Below are 19017 nucleotides of genomic sequence, written 5' to 3'. Positions count from 1 at the left end.
CGGGAACGTGGGAGCGACCTACGAACGGCGGCCGGCCACGGCCTCCAGGACGTGCTGGGCCTCCACCCGGTCCTGGGCGCGGCGGCGGTCCTCCAGGACGGCCGTCCAGGCGTTGCGGCGGGCGGTGCGCTGGCCGCTGCTCAGCAGCAGCGACTCGACGGCGCGCAGAGCGGTGGTGACGGACGGAAGAGCGTGGGCGCGAACCGGTGCGGCCTGCATCGTGGAGATCCCCCTTGGAGCGGATGCGCCAACCCGGGGCGCGGACTGAGTACGGGAAGCGGTGACGGCGGCCGCGGGGCGCGCTGCCGTACGGATACCTAGGGTCACTGCTCGGTGTTACCAGTGCGTGACCGGGTGGTCAAACACCAATGAAACCTTCATTCCGGCGTCGCGCACCCCGGAGCGGTCCGTACGCGTTCCCCACCTGCGGGGAGTCGGCGGACCGCTCCGGCCGGGTGCCTCGGCGGGCTTCCGGGCCGGTGAGCGGACTCACACGGGGCGGGCGGGCGGGCCGGGTGAGGGGGCTCACACCGGTCAGGCGGCCGGGGCTCTCCCGGCGGCCGCGCCGCGGGCGTCCATCGCCTGCTGGAAGAGACGGCCCGCGCGGTACGAGGAGCGCACCAGCGGCCCCGACATCACACCGGAGTAGCCGATCGCGTCGGCCTCGTCCTTCAGCTCGACGAACTCCATCGGCTTCACCCAGCGCTCGACCGGGTGGTGCCGGACGGAGGGGCGGAGGTACTGCGTGATGGTGATCAGCTCGCACCCCGCGTCGTACAGGTCCTGAAGGGCCTCGCTGACCTCCTCGCGGGTCTCGCCCATGCCGAGGATCAGGTTCGACTTGGTCACCAGACCGGCCTCGCGGGCCCGCGTGATGACCTCCAGGGACCGTTCGTAGCGGAAGCCGGGGCGGATGCGCTTGAAGATCCGCGGCACCGTCTCCACGTTGTGCGCGAGCACCTCGGGGCGCGAGGAGAAGACCTCGGCGAGCTGCTCGGGCTCCGCGTTGAAGTCGGGGATCAGCAGCTCGACCTTGGTGGCGCCCGCCTCCCGCTCCGCGGTGAGCGTGTGGATCTGGCGGACGGTCTCCGCGTACAGCCAGGCGCCGCCGTCCTCCAGGTCGTCGCGGGCGACGCCGGTGATGGTCGCGTAGTTCAGGTCCATCGTGACGACCGACTCGCCGACCCGGCGGGGCTCGTCACGGTCCAGCGCCTGCGGCTTGCCCGTGTCGATCTGGCAGAAGTCGCAGCGCCGGGTGCACTGGTCGCCGCCGATGAGGAAGGTGGCCTCGCGGTCCTCCCAGCACTCGAAGATGTTGGGACAGCCCGCCTCCTGGCAGACCGTGTGCAGCCCCTCGCCCTTCACCAGCTGCTGGAGCTGCTTGTACTCGGGGCCCATCTTCGCCCGCGTTTTGATCCACTCGGGCTTGCGCTCGATGGGGGTCTGGCTGTTCCGGACCTCCAGGCGCAGCATCTTGCGCCCGTCGGGTGCGACAGCGGACACTCCGGCTCCCCTTTGCTTTCTGCTGCGTGGGATTCGCATGGGATTCTTCGGCGAACACCAGGGTACGCCCGTAAATCAAACGGTCTTACGTCCGGCCAACCTGTGGTGGACGGGGCCTATTCCCGGCCTGCGGGGGCCGGACTACACCGGCGCCGCGGCCCCGGCCGCTTCGGTCAGCGGTGGGGCTTGCGCCCCGGCCCGCGGTCCGACCGTCCTCGGCGCGAGCTCCGCGCCCTCCAGGATGTCCCGCAGGTGCTTCTCGACGACCGGCAGCACCTCCTCGATGGTGATCTCGCGGCCCAGCTCGCCGGAGAGGGACGTGACCCCGGCGTCACGGATTCCGCAGGGCACGATCCGGTCGAACCAGGTGTTGTCCGGGTTCACGTTCAGCGCGAAGCCGTGCATGGTGACGCCCTTGGCGACCCGGATCCCGATCGCGGCCAGCTTGCGGTCCTCGCGGCGCTGGCCCGCGTTGGACGGGGCGTACTCCGGGCCGTTCAGCCGGGGGTCGAACTCCTCGTCCTGGAGCCTCGGGTCGAAGTCCAGCGAGAGCCCGCCGAGCGCCTGCCGCTGCTCGACCGGGTCGCCGAGTACCCAGACCCCGCTGCGCCCCTCCACCCGGGAGGTCGCCACGCCGAAGTCGGCGGCCGTACGGATCAGCGCGTCCTCCAGGCGGCGGACGTGCGCCACGACGTCGACCGGGCGCGGCAGCTTCTGGATCGGGTAGCCGACGAGCTGCCCCGGACCGTGCCAGGTGATCTTCCCGCCGCGGTCCACGTCGATGACCGGGGTGCCGTCCAGCGGGCGTTCGCTGTCCGCGGTGCGGCGGCCCGCGGTGTAGACGGGCGGGTGTTCCAGGAGCAGACAGGTGTCCGGCACCCGGTCCTCGAACCGGGCCGCGTGCACCTCGCGCTGCTTCTGCCAGGCCTCCGTGTACTCGACGGCCTGCTCGCCGAAGCCGAGACGGACGAACCGCAGCTCGCTCACCGATGCCTCCCTACGTGGGCGCCGCGTGCCCGGAGGGGTGTCCTCCGGATGACGGCACCCTGCACTGATCGCGCCCCTCTCCACTGTACGACCGTCGCCCGGCAGGCCCATCGGCAGGTGGGGAGCGGCTGACCGGCCTGAGAGGGGCCGGGTCCCTTCTGTCAGCTCTGTCCGTAATTCTCACACGATCGGATGAACGTGGAGCGAAGGGTGAGGGAGGCCGCTCCCGGGGCCGTTACATTCGCGCCGTTCCCATGAGGGCTGCCCCGTCCGGCCCCGAAGGCAGGAGACCGTACAGCTGATGTCGGAACGACCCCCGCAGCGCACGCCCAACCGCCGCCTCGCCTCGCTCATCGCGGAAGCCGGGTTCTCCCACGCGGGCCTGGCCCGCCGGGTCGACCAGCTCGGCCTCGAACACGGCCTCGACCTGCGGTACGACAAGACCTCGGTGACCCGCTGGCTGCGGGGGCAGCAGCCGCGCGGCACCACCCCCGCCCTGATCGCCGAGGTCTTCACCCGGCGCCTCGGGCGGCGGCTCTCCGCCCAGGACCTCGGCCTCGACGCCTGCGCACCCGTCTACGCGGGCCTGGAGTTCGCGGCCACCCCCGTCGAGGCCGTCGACATCGTCAGCGGCCTGTGGCGCAAGGACTCCGGTACGCACACCGAGCTGCGCAGGATCGCCTTCACGCCCGCCGGTCTCGTCGTCCCCAGCCGCGACTGGCTGATCGGCCGCGCCGACGAGTGGGTCGCCCGGGACGGTGGCGCCGCCCGCCAGGCCGCGGCGGTCCCGTCCGGCCGCGGGGTGCCGCGCGCGGAGAGCCGGGGCGTGCCCCGCCCCGGCGGGCCGCCGCGGCCCACGTCCTCGGGACCGGCCGCCGCCCAGCCGCCCGCGCCGGGGGCCCCGGCCGGTACGGCGGTGGGGCCCGGGGGTCCGTCCGGTGCCGGGCCGGGAGGGGCGGTGGCGGCCGTGGTGCCGCGGCAGCGGCAGAACGAACGGGGGCCGGGGCAGCGGGTCGGCAGCGGGGACGTCGCCGCCCTGCGCTCGGTCGGCGAGCTGTTCCGCACCCTCGACCACGCCTACGGCGGAGGCCACGCCCGCCAGGCCCTCGTGCGGTATCTGGAGCACGAGGCCGAGCCGATGCTGCGCGGCACCTACGGCGAGGCCACCGGGCGGCGGCTGTTCTCCGCGGTCGCCGACCTGACCCGGCTGGCCGGCTGGACCTCGTACGACATCGCCGCCCACGGTCTGGCCCAGCGGTACTTCGTCCAGGCGCTGCGGCTCGCCCAGGCCGCCGGGGACCGCGGCTACGGGGCGTACGTCCTGATCACCATGAGCCGTCAGGCGGTCTACCTCGGGCACGGCAGGGAGGCCGTGCAGCTGGCCCGGGTCGCCCAGCAGGGCATCGGCTCCGCCGCCCCGCCCCTCGTCCAGGCGCTGCTGCACGCGGTCGAGGCGCGCGGCCACGGGGTGCTCGGTGAGGCCCGGTCCTGCACCGCCGCGCTGACCCGGGCCGAACACGCCCTGGAGACCGCGCGCCCCGGCGACGACGTGCCGCACTGGGCGCGCGGCTTCGACGAGGCGCAGCTCGCCGACGAGCTGGGCCACTGCCACCGCGACCTCCAGCAGTACCGGGCCGCCGCCCAGCACGCGGAGCGCTCGCTCCAGCTGAGCGCCCCCGCGTACGTCCGCAGCCGGTTGTTCTGCCGGGTGGTCCTGGCCTCGGCCCGGCTGGGCCTCGGCGAGCTGGAGCAGGCCTGCCAGCTGGGTGCGGAGGCGGCCCAGCAGGCCGCCGAGATGCGCTCGGTCCGGGCCACGGAGTACGTGCGCGCGTTCGAGCGCGGGCTGGAGCCGTACCGGGACGCGGTCGCGGTACGCGGCTACCGCGACCGGGTCGCCGCCTTCGGCTGAGCGCGGCGGCACCCGTGCGGCGGCCCGGACCTGCTCTCACGTGGCGTGGGTTCCACGCCGTTCCGGCGCCGGTGCCACGCGCCGACCGGCAGCCCCGGCCTCACGCGGCGCGGGGCAGGCTCCCCTCGTGCGGGCCGGTGACGGCCAGGTCCGTGAGGACCGCCCGCGCCGCCCGGCGGCCCGAATGCAGCGCTCCCTGGACCGTGCTCGTGTCGCGGTGGTCGCCGCACACGTACAGCCCGGCCAATACCCGCACCGGGCGGCGCGGGTCGTGCGGGGCCGCCATCGCGGGTACCGCCTCCGGGTCGTGGTGGGCGGCCAGCAGCTCCCAGTCGTCCGTCGCCACGCCGTACAGCGCCGCGAGATGTCCGCGGACCGCGCGGTCCAGCTCCGGCGGTGGGGTCCCCAGCACCGTGGAGGTGATCAGCGTCCGGCCCCGCGGCGCACGCGAGGGGTCGACCTCGCTCATCACCGCGGTGTGCGCCACCGGGCCCGACCGGTCGCCGTCCAGGACCAGCGAGCGGCCGGTCGGCGGCGGGACCGGCGCGGTGTGGTGCAGGACCGTCACCGGGTGGAAGGGGGGGACGCGCAGACCCGGCAGCAGCTCGGCCGCGGCCCCCGCCCCGGTGGCGAGGAGCAGCGAGCGGCATCCCAGCTCACCGTGTTCCTTGGTGCGTACGGAGGTGGTGCCGACGGCCGTGACGTGCACCCCGGTCCGCACCGTGCCCGGCGGCAGCGCGGCCGCCAGCAGCTCCGGCAGCGCGACCGATCCGCCTGCCGGCACACACAGGCCGCCGCGCGCGTAGTCCCGCAGGGCCAGATCGGCGCACCGGCTCGACGTGCCGAGCTCCGGGTCGCTGAGCAGCGCCGTGAGCAGGGGCCGCAGCACACCGTCCACCGTGCGAGCGGGCAGACCGGTCTCCGCCAGCGCCTCGCGGACCGTGCGTTCCGGGCGGGCCAGCAGCCGGGCCTCGGGCGTGGCCGCCAGCCGGGAGAGCGCCGCGCCCAGCCGGGCCCGGTCGAACGCGCCGGTCACCGCCCCGCTCCGGCCGCCGCCGCGCGGCAGGGCCCCGGGCTCGTGCGCGGACGGACTGTGCGCCGCCCAGGGGGCGCGCGACGTGCGGGGGGCGCTCGATCGGGGGCGTACGGCCTTGAGTGCGCCCCTCGCGCTTCGTATGTCGCCGGTGCGGTGGTGGCGGCCCTCGCTGTGGACCAGCACCCCCGGGGCGAACTCCCGCAGCTCCGGGGCGCCGAGCCCCGGGGGAGGGGCCAGCTCGGGCCAGGTGGCGCAGAGCAGCGGGCCGAGCCGGTCGAGCCGGAAGCCGTCCACCTCGTCGGTGGCGAGTCTGCCGCCCACCCGGGGCGCGGCCTCCAGGACGCTGACGGTGAGCCCCGCCCCGGTCAGCAGGTGGGCCGCCGACAGACCGGCGACCCCGGCCCCGATGATGATCACGTCTGCGTGGTGTGCCGTGCTGCGCACGTGCCCCTCCCCGAGTCGGTGCGACTGGTGGGGGGTTCTTGCCCCCAACAGGTCCCCGGAAAGCCGGAGTTCGCATCGAGGCTAGGAGGATGGCTGATACTGGGTCAGACGCGCGCCGGGGAGCACCGGGGCACGGGGTCGCACATGCGGCCCCCGCCCCGCCCGTCGGCCGCCGGGCCGGGCCGCCCGTTCCCCGCCCGGGATCCGGAGCCCGCTGCCGTCACGGGGGCGGCGAGGGTGACGGCCGCCGAGGTCCGCCGGGTTCACCGCGCTCGGCGATGCGGGTCAGCAGCCGCGCGGTGGCCTCGGGGGCTTCGAGCATCATGTCGTGGCCCGCCGGGAGGGAGTGGATGTCCCAGCCGTCGGCGTCCGCCCTGCTCAGGGACAGGTCGAGGCTGGGGAGCGGCGGTCGGGTGTGCCGCACGTACGACGTGGGAAGCGCGGCGAGCGGTCCGGGGTCGAAGTCGACGGTGTCGGTCTGGCAGCGCAGCGGGAAATCGGTGAGCCGGGGGGCCGCCCAGGCCCTCAGCGCCTCGTCCGTGACGCCCCACCGGGTGAGGAAAGAGGCGTCGGCGGGCAGATACCAGCCGTCGCCGTCCGAGGCGGCCAGAGCGCGGTACCGCTCCGCCGTCGCGGGTGGTTCGACGTCCAGCAGGCATTCGCCGGGCCGGACGACGAACGCCCCGAGGAAGGTGACCGAGGCGAGCCGGGCGGCGGCCCGCTCGGCCACCGGGCCCGCCAGGATTCCGGCGTAGCTGTGCAGGACCAGATGGGCGTCGCGCAGGTCCTCGTAGTCCAGCAGGCCGGTGACATCCCGCACGTGCGTGGCGACGCCGACGTCCGGGCCGAGGAGATGACGGTGCTCGCCCTGCCCGGTCAGGCTCGGCGTGAACACCCGGTGACCGGCCCCGGAGAGCAGGTCGCGCACGAAGCGCCAGCACCATCCGCCGTGCATGGCCCCGTGGACCAGGACGTAGTCACCCATGTCATCTCGCCTCCCTCCCGGCCCATCCTGCCGACCCGCGCCGCCGGGCGACGGGCACGACACGGGCCCGACGGACGGCACGGACCGCTGGGGGAGGGGCACGACACGGCCGCGCGCCGGGCTCAGCGCAGTGCGGCGCGGATCGCCTCGTCGACGGTGGGGAAGGCGAAGGAGAAGCCGGAGTCCAGCAGCTTGCGGGGGAGCACCCGCTGGCTGCCCAGCACGTCCTCCGCGAACTCCCCGAGCACCAGCCGCAGCGCGGGCGCGGGCGCCGGGAACAGCGTGGGGCGGCGCAGGACCCGGCCCATCGCGGCGGTCACCTCCGCGTTGGTGACCGGGTCGGGCGCCGTCAGGTTCACCGGGCCGCTGAGCGACGCGGTGTCCAGGATGTGGCGCAGGGCCGCGACGTGGTCGTGCAGCGCGATGAAGCTCCAGTACTGGCGGCCGTCGCCCAGCTTTCCGCCGAGCCCGGCCTTGAACAACGGGAAGAGGCGCCCCCAGGCCCCGCCCTCGCGGCCGACGACCAGCCCGGTGCGGGCGTGCGCCGTGCGGACGCCCGCCTCCTCGGCGGGTGCGGTGGCCGCCTCCCACTCCTCGCACACCGAGGGCAGGAACCCCTCGCCGGGCGGCGCGCTCTCGTCCACCGCCCGGTCCCCGGTGTCGCCGTAGAAGCCGATGGCGGAGCCGGAGAGCAGCACCCGGGGCGGGGTGTCGAGCGAGGCGACCGCCTCGGCGATCGCGCCGGTGCCCAGCACCCGGCTGTCCCGGATCTCCTTCTTGTACGCGTCCGTCCAGCGGTGGTCGCCCACCCCGGCCCCGGCCAGGTGGACGACGGCGTCGCAGCCCACGAGCCCGGCCACGTCCACGTACCCCCGCCCGGGGTCCCACTCCACCTCGTCACCGGTTCTGGCGGGGCGCCGTACCAGGCGGGCCACCTCGTGCCCGTCGGCGCGCAGCGAGCGCACCAGCGCCGCTCCGATGAGTCCGGACGATCCGCTGACGGCGATACGGGAGCTGGGCATGGCCCCATCCTGCCCCAGGAAAGCCCTCGAACACGGGGAACGCCGCGTGGCACAGTGGCGCCATGCCCGCGATCACGCTCCGCCCCGTCCGCCCCGCCGTGCCCGCCGACGACGACGCGCTCGCGGAGATCGACCGGTCCACCTGGTCGACGCTGCACGCGGTGCTGCCGCGGCCCCGGCCTCCGTACGAGCCGTTCTTCGACGAGCGGCACCGGCCCGAGGACGTCCTGGTGGCGGAGGCCGCGCCGGAGCCCGGCGAGCCGGCGCGGATCGCCGGGTACGTCCGGCTCGTTCCGCCCACCCCGCTCGCCGCCAACGCGCATGTGCGGCAGATACGGGGGCTGGCGGTCGCCGGGTGGGCGCGCGGGGCCGGTGCGGGGCGGACGCTGCTGCGGGCCGCGTGCGCCGAGGCCCGCCGCCAGGGCGCCAACCGGATCACGCTCCGGGTGCTCGGGCACAACACCCCCGCCCGCGCGCTCTACGCCTCCGAGGGCTTCACCGTCGAGGGGGTGCTGCCGGGGGAGTTCTTCCTGAACGGGGACTACGTCGACGACGTCTGCATGGGCCGCTCGCTGGGCCCCGCCTGACCGGCGTGCCTACGGGGTGGGCCCGAACCGGTCCCACAGCTCCGGGTAGCGGGCCGCGAGGGCCGCGTCGTCCTCGAAGTCGACCGGGGTGCCCAGCGGATCGACCGGCTGGGCCGGCAGCCCCAGGTCCGGGGCGACCACGCCGGTGAGCTGTTCGTACGCCTCGTCCGCCGCGTACCCCAGCTCCTCGCCGTCCCCGTCGGCCTCCTCGTCGAAGTCCTCCAGCAGCTCCGCCAGGCCGTCCGGCTCGTGCAGCGCACCCTCGAAGACCTCCCGGCCCTGGCCGATCAGCCAGCAGCGGAAGTAGTCGAAGGCGTCGTCGCTCGCCCCGCCCAGCAGGACGGCGGCCGCCCCCCACAGGTCCCAGCGGTAGGCCCGGTTGTAGCGGGCCTCGAAGTGCCGGGCGAAGTCCAGCACGGAATCGGGATCGAGCCGCGTCAGCCGTTCCACGAGCAGATCGGCGTGGTCCTCGGGGTCGCCCTCGGCGGCCTCGCGGGTGCTGTCGATGAGCTCCCAGAATTCCGTTTCGTCCATCACGGGTACAGCATCCAGCCTGCCGGGGGCTCCCGCACGCGCAGCCGCCGAATTGAAGCCTTTCAGCGATACAGCTCGTGCAGGCGTTCGGCCGCCGCCGCGAACCGCGCCCGCAGCTCCTCGGGCGCCACGACCTCCAACTCGGGGCCCAGCGCCAGCAGCTGGGCGTAGGCCACGTCCAGTGATTCCACGGGCAGGGTGAGGGTGCGGCGGCCGTCCGGACCGGGTTCCGAGGCCCCGGCCAGCGCCGCCGCTGCCGCCGCCCGGTCACCGCTGTACGCGAGCTGCCGCGCCCCGCGCTCGGACACCCGTACGGTCACCTCCGTACGCAGCAGGGAACGGGCGAACTCGGCGGCCCGCTCCGTCCAGAATCCGGCCAGGTCGAAGGTCTCGTCCCGCTCGAAACGCTCCTCGGCCGGCTCCGCGGCGGTGAAGCGGTCGATCCGGTAGACCCGGAAGTCCTCGCCCGCCCGCGCGCAGAGATACCAGACCCCCGCCTTCAGGACGAGGCCGTACGGAGCGAGTTCCCGCGCCACCTCCGCTCCCCGCTCACCCCGGCCCCTGCGGTAGCGGGCCCGCAGCAGGCGGTCGTCCCAGACCGCGTCGGCGACGGCGGGCAGCAGCTCGGGGGTCTCCGGCTCGGCGTACCAGGACGGGGCGTCCAGGTGGAAGCGCCGGGCGACGGAGGTGGACGCGTCCCGCAGCGAGGGCAGCAGCGCCGCCGACACCTTGAGCCGGGCCGCCGACGCCGCGTCCTCCAGGCCCATCTCCCGCAGCGCCGACGGCAGCCCGGACAGGAACAGCGCCTCCGCCTCGTCCCGGGCCAGCCCGGTCAGCCGGGTGCGGTAGCCGCCGACCAGCCGGTAGCCGCCCGCCCGGCCGCGCTCCGCGTACACCGGGACGCCCGCCTCGGAGAGGGCCTGGGCGTCCCGGGTGACCGTGCGCTCCGACACCTCCAGCTCCTCCGCCAGTTCGGCGGCGGTCATGGCGGGGCGGTTCTGCAGGAGCAGCACCATCTTGATCAGCCGGGCAGCGCGCATGGGCCCATTGTCGCGCTCCCGGGGAAGGGGGCTCAGAGGCCGTAGCGCTCCCGGGCCTCCTTGACCGCCGATGCCGGGACCTCGCCGCGCTTGGCCAGCTGGGCCAGCGAGGCGACGACGACCGACCGGGCGTCGACCCCGAAGTGGCGGCGCGCCGCCTCCCGGGTGTCGGAGAGACCGAAGCCGTCCGTGCCGAGCGAGGACCAGTCCTGCTCCACCCACTGGCTGATCTGGTCCGGGACCTGGCGCATCCAGTCGCTCACCGCGAGGACCGGCCCCGGCGCACCGGAGAGCGCCTGGGTCACGTACGGCACCCGCTGCTCCCCGTGGAGCAGCGCCTCGTCGGCCGCCAGCGCGTCGCGGCGCAGCTCGCCCCACGAGGTGGCGGACCAGACGTCGGCGGTGACGCCCCAGTCGGCGGCCAGCAGCTCCTGGGCCTCCAGGGCCCAGTGGATCGCCGTGCCGGAGGCCAGCAGCTGGAGGCGCGGCGCGTCCGCCCTGGCGGGGGTGCCCTCCTTGAAGCGGTACAGACCCCTGACGATGCCCTCCTCGACGCCCTCGGGCATCGCGGGCTGCGGCTTCGGCTCGTTGTAGACCGTCAGGTAGTAGAAGACGTCCTCGGCATCGGGGCCGTACATCCGCCGCAGACCGTCCTTGACGATCACCGCCACCTCGTACGCGAACGCCGGGTCGTAGTTGAGCGAGGCCGGGTTGGTGGCCGCGATCAGGTGCGAGTGGCCGTCCGCGTGCTGGAGGCCCTCACCGGTCAGGGTGGTCCGGCCGGCGGTCGCGCCGACGATGAAGCCCTTGCCGAGCTGGTCGGCGAGCTGCCACATCTGGTCGCCGGTCCGCTGCCAGCCGAACATCGAGTAGAAGATGTAGAACGGGATCATCGTCTCGCCGTGCGTCGCGTACGACGTGGCGGCGGCGATGAAGTCGGCCATGGCCCCGGCCTCGGTGATCCCCTCGTTGAGGATCTGGCCGTCCGCGGCCTCCTTGTAGTACATCAGCTGGTCGCGGTCGACCGGCTCGTACGTCTGGCCCAGCGGCGAGTAGATGCCCGCCGAGGGGAACAGCGACTCCATACCGAAGGTACGGGCCTCGTCCGGGACGATCGGCACCCAGCGCTTGCCGGTCTCCTTGTCGCGCATCAGGTCCTTCACCAGGCGGACGAACGCCATGGTGGTGGCCATCTCCTGCTTGCCGGACCCCTTGTACAGGGCCTGGTAGGCGCGCTCGGCGGGCTGCGGCAGCGGCTCCACGGCGTGCAGGCGGCGGGCGGGGGCGGGGCCGCCGAGGGCCGCGCGGCGCTCCTGGAGGTAGCGGACCTCGGGGGAGTCGGCGCCCGGGTGGCCGTAGGGGACCAGACCGTCCTGGAAGGCGCTGTCGGGGATCGGGAGGCCGAGCAGCTCGCGCATGCTCTTGAACTCGTCGGTCGACAGCTTCTTCATCTGGTGGTTGGCGTTCTTGGACTCGAAGCCCTTGCCGAGGGTGTATCCCTTGACCGTCTGCGCCAGGATCACCGTCGGCGCGCCCTTGTGCTCGACGGCCGCCCGGTACGCCGCGTAGACCTTGCGCGCCTCGTGGCCGCCGCGGGAGGTGTAGAAACACTCGGCGATCTTCGCGTCGCTCAGCAGCTTCGCCAGCTCGGCGAGCGCGGGCTCGGCGCCGAAGAAGTGCTCGCGGATGTAGGCGACGTCGCGGGTGGCGTACGTCTGGAACTGCGCGTCCGGGACCTCCCGCAGGCGGCGCAGCAGCGCGCCCGTGGTGTCCAGCTGGAGCAGCTCGTCCCAGGCGTTGCCCCACAGCGTCTTGACGACGTTCCAGCCCGCCCCCCGGAACTGCGCCTCCAGCTCCTGGACCACGCGGAAATTGGCGCGGACCGGGCCGTCGAGGCGCTGGAGGTTGCAGTTGATGACGAAGGTCAGGTTGTCGAGCCGCTCACGGGAGGCGAGCGCCAGGGCGGCGGTCGACTCGGGCTCGTCCATCTCGCCGTCGCCGAGGAAGGCCCAGACGTGGGAGCCCGCGGTGTCCTTGATCTTCCGGTTGGCCAGATAGCGGTTGAAGCGCGCCTGGTAGATGGCCGAGAGCGGGCCGAGGCCCATCGACACGGTGGGGAACTCCCACAGCCACGGCAGCCGCCGCGGGTGCGGGTAGGAGGGCAGGCCCTCGCCGCCGGACTCCTGGCGGAAGTTGTCGAGGTGCCGCTCGGTGAGCCGCCCGTCGAGGAAGGCGCGGGCGTAGATGCCGGGGGAGGCGTGGCCCTGGATGTAGAGCTGGTCGCCGCTCCCGTCCCCCTCCTTGCCGCGGAAGAAGTGGTTGAAGCCGGTCTCGTAGAGCCAGGCCGCCGAGGCGAAGGTGGCGATGTGGCCACCGACCCCGAACCGGGCTCCGCGGGTCACCATCGCGGCCGCGTTCCAGCGGTTCCACGCGGTGATCTTCGACTCCATCTCCAGGTCGCCGTCGAACGCGGGCTCGGCGGCGGTCGGAATGGTGTTGACGTAGTCGGTCTCCAGCAGCTTGGGCAGGGCGAGACCGGCGCCCTCGGCGTGCTCCAGCGAGCGGCGCATCAGGTACGCGGCGCGGTGCGGGCCGGCGGCCTTGGTGACGGCGTCCAGGGAGGCCGCCCATTCGGCGGTCTCCTCGGGGTCACGGTCCGGGAGCTGGTCGAGCTCGCTCGGAAGCTTTCCTACGGGGTCGGTCATGATCGCCGCCTTCCGGAGAGGAGGGGGGTGGAGAAGGCCCTATCTGGCAGGACAGAGCGATGGGGCCGGTGGGCCCGCGGAGTGAACTGTAAATCGCTGATCGATGATCGATCAAAGGGTGGAAGGAAAAACTTCATGATCCAGCGAAAAGTGGCATGGGGTGCCTCGGAACCGGGCACGGAGTGACGCGAAATAGCGTGCAAAAAGGGCGCTGACCTGCACGGAGGAGCGGCCTGCCGACCAGATGATCGGGCGCCCGGTCCGGCTCACGCGCGCGGAGCGCAGCCCAGGACGTGCGCCTTCACCAGCGACCCGATCCGCGGGTCCTCGGCGAGGAACGCGTCGATGAGGGCCTGGTGCTCCTCCGCGTACGACTTCTGCACCGTGCCCAGCCAGCGGATCGACAGGGCCGTGAACACCTCGATGCCCAGCCCCTCCCAGGTGTGCAGCAGCACCGCGTTCCCCGCGGCCCGGACCAGCTCCCGGTGGAAGCCCACCGTGTGCCGGACCTGGGCCTCCCCGTCCGCCCGCCGGTCCGCCTCGTACAGCGCCGCCACGTGCGGCTCCAGCGCCGAGCAGTCCCGGCCGAGCACCGGGGCCGCCAGCTCGGCCGCGATCTGCTCCAGGCCAGCCCGGACCGGGTAGCTCTCCTCCAGGTCGGCGGCGGTGAGATTGCGGACCCGGACGCCCTTGTTGGGCGCCGACTCGATCAGCCGCAGGGTCTCCAGCTCGCGCAGCGCCTCGCGGACCGGCGTCTGGCTGACCTCCAGCTCGGTGGCGATGCGGCGCTCCACGATCCGCTCACCCGGCTTCCAGCGCCCGCTGACGATCCCCTCCACGATGTGCTCGCGGATCTGCTCGCGCAGCGAGTGGACGACGGGCGGGGTCATGGAGGGCTCCTTCAGGGCAGACCGGTGCTGCCTACATCATCACGGCGGCGGTGGGCCGCTCGTGGTGTTTAGACAATACGGCGGCGCCCCCGCCCGGATGAGGTTCCGGACGGGGGCGCCGCTGGTGAGGCTGGTTACAGCCGGGGTGTTCAGAGGCCGAGCTCGACCTCGAACTCACCCGCCTCCAGGATCGCCTTGACCGACGTCAGGTAGCGGGCGGCGTCCGCGCCGTCCACCAGACGGTGGTCGTAGGAGAGCGAGAGGAAGGTCATGTCGCGCACCGCGATGGTCTCGCCGAGGTCCGGGTGGTCGATGACCACCGGGCGGCGGACCGTGGCGCCGATACCCAGGATGGCGGCCTGGTTCGGCGGCACGATGACGGTGTCGAACAGGGCGCCGCGCGAACCGGTGTTGCTGATGGTGAAGGTGGCGCCGGACATGTCGTCCGGGGTCAGACCGCCACCACGCGCCTTGCCCGCCAGCTCCGCGGTCTTCTTGGAGATACCGGCGATGTTCAGGTCGCCCGCACCCTTGATGACCGGGGTCATCAGACCCTTCTCGGCGTCCACGGCGATGCCGATGTTCTCCGAGTCGAAGTACGTGATGGTGCCCTCGTCCTCGTTGATCCGGGCGTTGATGACCGGGTGGGCCTTCAGCGCCTGGGCCGCCGCCTTCACGAAGAACGGCATCGGGGACAGCTTGACGCCCTCACGGGCGGCGAACGCGGCCTTGGCCTGGTTGCGCAGCTTCATCAGCCTGGTGATGTCGACCTCGACGACCGAGGTCAGCTGGGCCTGCGAGTGCAACGCCTTCATCATGTTGTCGCCGATGACCTTGCGCATGCGGGTCATCTTGACCGTCTGACCGCGCAGCGGGGACGCCTCCAGCTTCGGCGCCTGGGAGGCGGCACGGCCTCCGGCGGCGGCGGGGGCCGGTGCAGCGGCGGCGGCCTTGGCGGCCTCCGCGGCGGCGACGACGTCCTGCTTGCGGATACGGCCGCCGACGCCGGTGCCCTTGACCGCGCTCAGGTCCACGTTGTTCTCGGACGCGAGCTTGCGGACCAGCGGCGTGACGTACGCGCCGTCGTCACCGGAGGGCGCGGCAGCGGCAGGCTGCGCGGGCGCGGCGGGGGCGGGCTGCGCGGGGGCCGGAGCCGACGGGGCCGGAGCGGGAGCCTCCTGCTTCGGGGCTTCCTGCTGCTTGGGGGCTTCCTGCTTGGGGGCCTCCTGAGCCGGAGCCTCCTGCTTGGGCGCTTCCTGGGCCGGGGCCTCCTGCTTGGGAGCCTCCTGCTTGGGGGCTTCCTGCTTGGGGGCGGCGCCCGGGGCGCCGATGACGGCGAGCTTGGCACCGACCTCGGCGGTCTCGTCCTCGCCGACCACGATCTCCAGCAGCACACCGGCGACCGGGGCGGGGATCTCGGTGTCGACCTTGTCCGTGGAGACCTCCAGCAGCGGCTCGTCCTCCGCGACCTCCTCGCCGACCTCCTTGAGCCAGCGGGTCACGGTGCCCTCGGTCACGCTCTCGCCGAGCGCGGGGAGGGTGACGTCGGTGCCCTCGGCGGAACCGCCGGAGGCGGCCGGGGCCTCGGCCTCGGGGGCCGGGGCGGCGGCGGCCTCCTCGGCGGCGGGCGCCGGAGCCTCGGCGGCCGGGGCCTCCTCGGCGGCCGGAGCCGCCGCCTCGGCCGCACCGCCGCCGGAGCCGTCGTCGATGACGGCCAGCTCGGCGCCGACCTCGACGGTCTCGTCCTCGGCGACCTTGATGGAAGACAGAACGCCGGACGCGGGGGCCGGGATCTCGGTGTCGACCTTGTCGGTCGAGACTTCGAGCAGCGGCTCGTCGGCCTCGACGCGCTCGCCCTCGGCCTTGAGCCAACGGGTGACAGTGCCCTCGGTGACGCTCTCGCCGAGCGCCGGAAGGGTTACGGAAACCGACATGGTTTCAGTTGCTCCTTACGAAAATGCGGAAGTGGTCGGTCGTCGCGCCCGGAACGGGGGATCAGTCGTGGGAGTGGAGGGGCTTCCCGGCCAGCGCCAGGTGAGCCTCGCCCATCGCCTCGTTCTGCGTCGGGTGGGCGTGGATGAGCTGGGCGACCTCGGCGGGCAGCGCTTCCCAGTTGTAGATCAGCTGGGCTTCGCCGACCTGCTCGCCCATGCGGTCGCCCACCATGTGGACGCCGACCACGGCACCGTCCTTGACCTGGACGAGCTTGATCTCGCCCGCGGTCTTCAGGATCCTGCTCTTGCCGTTGCCCGCGAGGTTGTACTTGAGGGCGACGACCTTGTCCGCGCCGTAGATCTCCTTGGCCTTCGCCTCGGTGATGCCGACGGAGGCGACCTCGGGGTGGCAGTACGTCACCTTCGGCACGCCGTCGTAGTCGACCGGGACGGTCTTCAGACCGGCGAGGCGCTCGGCCACCAGGATGCCCTCGGCGAAGCCGACGTGAGCGAGCTGGAGGGTGGGGACGAGGTCGCCCACGGCCGAGATCGTCGGGACGTTGGTCTGCATGTACTCGTCGACCAGGACGTAGCCGCGGTCCATCGCGACGCCCTGCTCCTCGTAGCCGAGGCCCTGCGAGACCGGGCCGCGGCCGATCGCGACGAGGAGGATCTCCGCCTCGAAGGTCTTGCCGTCGGCGAGGGTCACCCGGACGCCGTCCTGGGTGTACTCGGCCTTGTCGAAGAAGGTGCCGAGGTTGAACTTGATGCCGCGCTTGCGGAACGCGCGCTCAAGAAGCTTGGAGCTGTTCTCGTCCTCGACCGGGACGAGGTGCTTGAGGCCCTCGACGATCGTGACCTCGGTGCCGAACGACTTCCACGCGGAGGCGAACTCGACGCCGATGACACCGCCGCCCAGCACGATCGCGGACTTCGGGACGCGGTCGAGCTTCAGCGCGTGGTCCGAGGAGATGATCCGGTTGCCGTCGATCTCCAGGCCGGGCAGCGACTTCGGCACGGAGCCGGTCGCCAGCAGCACGTGGCGGCCCTGGACGCGCTGGCCGTTCACGTCGACCGAGGTGGGGGAGGAGAGCTTGCCCTCGCCCTCGATGTAGTGGACCTTGCGCGAGGCGACGAGACCCTGGAGACCCTTGTACAGGCCCGCGATCACGTCGTCCTTGTACTTGTTGACGGCCTCCATGTCGATGCCCTCGAAGGTGGCCTTCACGCCGAACTGGGCCGACTCGCGGGCCTGGTCCGCGATCTCGCCCGCGTGCAGCAGCGCCTTCGTGGGGATGCAGCCGTTGTGCAGGCAGGTGCCGCCGACCTTGCCCTTCTCGATCAGGGCGACGTCCAGGCCCAGCTGCGCTCCGCGCAGGGCCGCGGCGTAACCGCCACTGCCACCGCCGAGGATCACTAGGTCGAAAACGGTGCTGGCGTCGTTCGCCACGTCACGTCCTCCATGCATGTGCGCCGTACGCCGGGCCCCGTCGCTGGGGTGTGACCGGCCGGTCGGCTGGTGTGCGGCCGCTTTTGTCTTCGGCCCTGTGGTGGGGGCCCTGTCCTGCCGAGAACCCATCTTCGCACTTGTCGACGGTGGGCGGGACGCGGGGCCCTGGTCCGGGACGGACGATCATCCGTCCCGGAGGGTTACTACTGCGTAGACACCTACGGATTCGCCGGGTGTTCGTCCAGAGCGAAACCCCGGTCGCTCCCCGGCGGGCGAAACCCGGTTCCTCCCGCGCGAGCGGAGCCCTGTCTCTTCTTACCGGCCCCGCCCGGACAACACGTACGGCCCCGGAACCCTGCCCGGGGCCGTACGCGGCTGATCGCTCAGCCCAGGTCGCCGTCGGCGGTGCGCTCGGCGAGGCGCACCAGGGTGCGGACCGCGGAACCGGTGCCGCCCTTGGGCGTGTAGCCGTACGGGGCGCCCTCGTGGAACGCCGGACCGGCGATGTCCAGGTGGGCCCAGGAGATGCCCTCGCCCACGAACTCCTTCAGGAACAGACCGGCGACCAGGCCGCCGCCCATCCGCTCGCCCATGTTGGCGATGTCGGCGGTGGGGGAGTCCATGCCCTTGCGCAGGTCGGCCGGGAGCGGCATCGGCCAGGAGGCCTCGCCGACCTCCTCGGCGATCTCGTGGACGGAGGTCCGGAAGGCGTCGTCGTTGCCCATGATCGCGAAGGTGCGGTTGCCGAGCGCCAGCACCATCGCGCCGGTCAGGGTCGCCACGTCGACGATCGCGTCCGGCTTCTCCTCCGAGGCGCGGGTCAGCGCGTCGGCGAGGACGAGGCGGCCCTCGGCGTCGGTGTTGAGGACCTCGACGGTCTTGCCGCTGTACATGTGCAGCACGTCGCCGGGGCGGGTGGCGGTGCCGGAGGGCATGTTCTCGGCGAGCGCCAGCCAGCCGGTGACGTTGACCTTCAGGCCGAGGCGGGCTGCCGCGACGACGGCGGCGAACACGGCGGCCGCGCCGCTCATGTCGCACTTCATCGTCTCGTTGTGGCCGGCCGGCTTGAGGGAGATGCCGCCCGAGTCGTAGGTGATGCCCTTGCCGACGAGGGCCAGGGTCTTCTCCGCCTTCGGGTGGGTGTAGGCGAGCCTGACCAGGCGCGGGCCGTTCGCGGCGCCCTGGCCGACGCCGATGAGGCCGCCGTAGCCGCCCTTGAGCAGCGCCTTCTCGTCGAGGACCTGGACCTTGACGCCGTGCTCCTTGCCGGCGGCGGTGGCCACGGCGGCGAAGGACTCGGGGTACAGGTCGTTCGGCGGGGTGTTGATGAGGTCGCGGGCCCGGTTGATCTCCTCGACCAGGGCGAGGGCGCGCTCCACCGCGGCCTTGAAGGCCTTGTCGCGGGGCTTGCCGCCGAGCAGGGTCACCTCGGCGAGCGGCTGCTTGGGGCCGCTGTCCTTGGACTTCGCGTCCTTCGGGGCGAGCCGGTTCTCGCCGCGCTGGTAGGCGGTGAAGGCGTACGCGCCGAGCAGGGCGCCCTCGGCGACGGCCGCGGCGTCCTCGACGGAGGCGGCGGGCAGCGCGAAGCCCGCCTTCTGCGAGCCGGACAGCGCGCGGGAGGCGGTGCCCGCCGCGCGGCGCAGCGCCTCGCCCTCGTAGGCGTCCTGCTTGTCCGGGACCGGACCGAGACCGACCGCGACGACGAGGGGGGCCTTGAGGCCGGACGCGGCGGGCACCTTGGTCAGTTCGCCCTCGGCACCGGTGGCGCCCAGGGTCGCGAGGACGTCGGCGAGCTTCCCGCCGAACGCCTTGTCCACGGCCTCGGCGCCGGGCGCGACGACCGGCCCCTGGGCGCCCTTGGCGACGCCGACGACCAGTGCGTCGGCGCGCAGCGTCGCGGCACCGGCAGTGCTGAGAGTGAGAGCAGTCACGGTGGTGAAATCTCGCTTCCGTTGAGTTCGAGTCCGGCCGAGGGGTGGGCCGACCGTGCC

15 protein-coding genes are annotated in these 19017 nt (G+C 73.3%); 2 read left to right on the top strand and 13 right to left on the bottom strand.

Annotated features, from left to right (window positions below):
* Positions 1-18 precede the first annotated feature (18 nt).
* The 3 genes from ACIRRU_RS18380 to lipB all read right to left on the bottom strand — a co-directional run bounded on the left by ACIRRU_RS18380 (position 19) and on the right by lipB (position 2490).
* A complete protein-coding gene (locus tag ACIRRU_RS18380; protein WP_363202589.1) occupies positions 19-219 on the bottom strand; it encodes a hypothetical protein in 201 nt (66 codons plus the stop codon).
* 315 nt (positions 220-534) lie between these two features.
* The gene (gene lipA, locus ACIRRU_RS18375; protein WP_403681538.1) at positions 535-1503 is read right to left on the bottom strand and encodes a lipoyl synthase; all 969 of its coding nucleotides are present in this window, start codon (positions 1501-1503) and stop codon (positions 535-537) included.
* A 141-nt stretch (positions 1504-1644) separates the two neighbouring features.
* A complete protein-coding gene (gene lipB / locus ACIRRU_RS18370; RefSeq protein ID WP_403681535.1) occupies positions 1645-2490 on the bottom strand; it encodes a lipoyl(octanoyl) transferase LipB in 846 nt (281 codons plus the stop codon).
* Positions 2491-2791: 301 nt separating this feature from the next.
* On the opposite strand from lipB, the gene ACIRRU_RS18365 reads away from it, so the two are divergent.
* Positions 2792-4399 (top strand): regulator, encoded by a 1608-nt coding sequence (locus tag ACIRRU_RS18365; RefSeq protein WP_403681532.1) that lies wholly within the window; start codon positions 2792-2794, stop codon positions 4397-4399.
* A gap of 100 nt (positions 4400-4499) precedes the next feature.
* On the opposite strand, the gene ACIRRU_RS18360 is transcribed toward ACIRRU_RS18365, so the two are convergent.
* The 3 genes from ACIRRU_RS18360 to ACIRRU_RS18350 form a co-directional block, all read right to left on the bottom strand.
* A complete protein-coding gene (locus ACIRRU_RS18360) occupies positions 4500-5879 on the bottom strand; it encodes an FAD-dependent oxidoreductase (RefSeq protein WP_403681530.1) in 1380 nt (459 codons plus the stop codon).
* A 220-nt stretch (positions 5880-6099) separates the two neighbouring features.
* Entirely contained in the window at positions 6100-6864 is a 765-nt protein-coding gene (locus ACIRRU_RS18355) for an alpha/beta fold hydrolase (RefSeq protein ID WP_403681527.1), read from the bottom strand.
* A gap of 122 nt (positions 6865-6986) precedes the next feature.
* Complete coding sequence (locus ACIRRU_RS18350; protein ID WP_403681524.1) at positions 6987-7886, bottom strand: TIGR01777 family oxidoreductase; 900 nt, start codon at positions 7884-7886, stop codon at positions 6987-6989.
* 62 nt (positions 7887-7948) lie between these two features.
* On the opposite strand from ACIRRU_RS18350, the gene ACIRRU_RS18345 reads away from it, so the two are divergent.
* Positions 7949-8473: a GNAT family N-acetyltransferase gene (locus ACIRRU_RS18345; RefSeq protein ID WP_403681522.1), complete on the top strand. Its 525-nt coding sequence runs from the start codon at positions 7949-7951 to the stop codon at positions 8471-8473.
* Between the two features lie 9 nt (positions 8474-8482).
* On the opposite strand, the gene ACIRRU_RS18340 is transcribed toward ACIRRU_RS18345, so the two are convergent.
* The 7 genes from ACIRRU_RS18340 to ACIRRU_RS18310 form a co-directional block, all read right to left on the bottom strand.
* Positions 8483-9007: a DUF4240 domain-containing protein gene (locus ACIRRU_RS18340; protein ID WP_363202755.1), complete on the bottom strand. Its 525-nt coding sequence runs from the start codon at positions 9005-9007 to the stop codon at positions 8483-8485.
* Between the two features lie 62 nt (positions 9008-9069).
* A complete protein-coding gene (locus tag ACIRRU_RS18335) occupies positions 9070-10047 on the bottom strand; it encodes a helix-turn-helix transcriptional regulator (protein WP_403681519.1) in 978 nt (325 codons plus the stop codon).
* A 32-nt stretch (positions 10048-10079) separates the two neighbouring features.
* Positions 10080-12752, bottom strand: a complete 2673-nt coding sequence (gene aceE / locus ACIRRU_RS18330) for a pyruvate dehydrogenase (acetyl-transferring), homodimeric type (protein WP_403681516.1) — start codon at positions 12750-12752, stop codon at positions 10080-10082.
* Between the two features lie 266 nt (positions 12753-13018).
* Entirely contained in the window at positions 13019-13642 is a 624-nt protein-coding gene (locus tag ACIRRU_RS18325; protein WP_363202579.1) for a GntR family transcriptional regulator, read from the bottom strand.
* 149 nt (positions 13643-13791) lie between these two features.
* Positions 13792-15576 carry a 2-oxoglutarate dehydrogenase, E2 component, dihydrolipoamide succinyltransferase gene (gene sucB / locus ACIRRU_RS18320; RefSeq protein WP_403681513.1) on the bottom strand — a complete coding sequence of 595 codons (1785 nt, stop codon included), beginning with the start codon at positions 15574-15576 and terminating at the stop codon, positions 13792-13794.
* 61 nt (positions 15577-15637) lie between these two features.
* Positions 15638-17026 carry a dihydrolipoyl dehydrogenase gene (gene lpdA, locus ACIRRU_RS18315; RefSeq protein WP_363202577.1) on the bottom strand — a complete coding sequence of 463 codons (1389 nt, stop codon included), beginning with the start codon at positions 17024-17026 and terminating at the stop codon, positions 15638-15640.
* A gap of 383 nt (positions 17027-17409) precedes the next feature.
* On the bottom strand, positions 17410-18957 hold the full coding sequence (locus tag ACIRRU_RS18310) for a leucyl aminopeptidase (RefSeq protein ID WP_363202576.1): 1548 nt from the start codon (positions 18955-18957) through the stop codon (positions 17410-17412).
* Between the last annotated feature and the right edge of the window lie 60 nt (positions 18958-19017).

This window comes from Streptomyces sp. NPDC101181 (assembly GCF_044767975.1).
In the GTDB taxonomy this organism is placed as follows: Bacteria; Actinomycetota; Actinomycetes; order Streptomycetales; family Streptomycetaceae; genus Streptomyces.
Note: the sequence above shows the minus strand (reverse complement) of the source record. Positions and strands in the feature narration are given on the sequence as shown.

Bases quoted from the DNA above. Each gene is read 5' to 3' on its own strand.
- ACIRRU_RS18380 (WP_363202589.1), bottom strand. From the start codon at position 219: ATGCAGGCCGCACCGGTTCGCGCCCACGCTCTTCCGTCCGTCACCACC.
- ACIRRU_RS18365 (WP_403681532.1), top strand. From the start codon at position 2,792: ATGTCGGAACGACCCCCGCAGCGCACGCCCAACCGCCGCCTCGCCTCG.
- ACIRRU_RS18355 (WP_403681527.1), bottom strand. From the start codon at position 6,864: ATGGGTGACTACGTCCTGGTCCACGGGGCCATGCACGGCGGATGGTGC.
- ACIRRU_RS18350 (WP_403681524.1), bottom strand. From the start codon at position 7,886: ATGCCCAGCTCCCGTATCGCCGTCAGCGGATCGTCCGGACTCATCGGA.
- ACIRRU_RS18345 (WP_403681522.1), top strand. From the start codon at position 7,949: ATGCCCGCGATCACGCTCCGCCCCGTCCGCCCCGCCGTGCCCGCCGAC.
- ACIRRU_RS18340 (WP_363202755.1), bottom strand. From the start codon at position 9,007: ATGGACGAAACGGAATTCTGGGAGCTCATCGACAGCACCCGCGAGGCC.
- ACIRRU_RS18335 (WP_403681519.1), bottom strand. From the start codon at position 10,047: ATGCGCGCTGCCCGGCTGATCAAGATGGTGCTGCTCCTGCAGAACCGC.
- aceE (WP_403681516.1), bottom strand. From the start codon at position 12,752: ATGACCGACCCCGTAGGAAAGCTTCCGAGCGAGCTCGACCAGCTCCCG.
- ACIRRU_RS18325 (WP_363202579.1), bottom strand. From the start codon at position 13,642: ATGACCCCGCCCGTCGTCCACTCGCTGCGCGAGCAGATCCGCGAGCAC.
- sucB (WP_403681513.1), bottom strand. From the start codon at position 15,576: ATGTCGGTTTCCGTAACCCTTCCGGCGCTCGGCGAGAGCGTCACCGAG.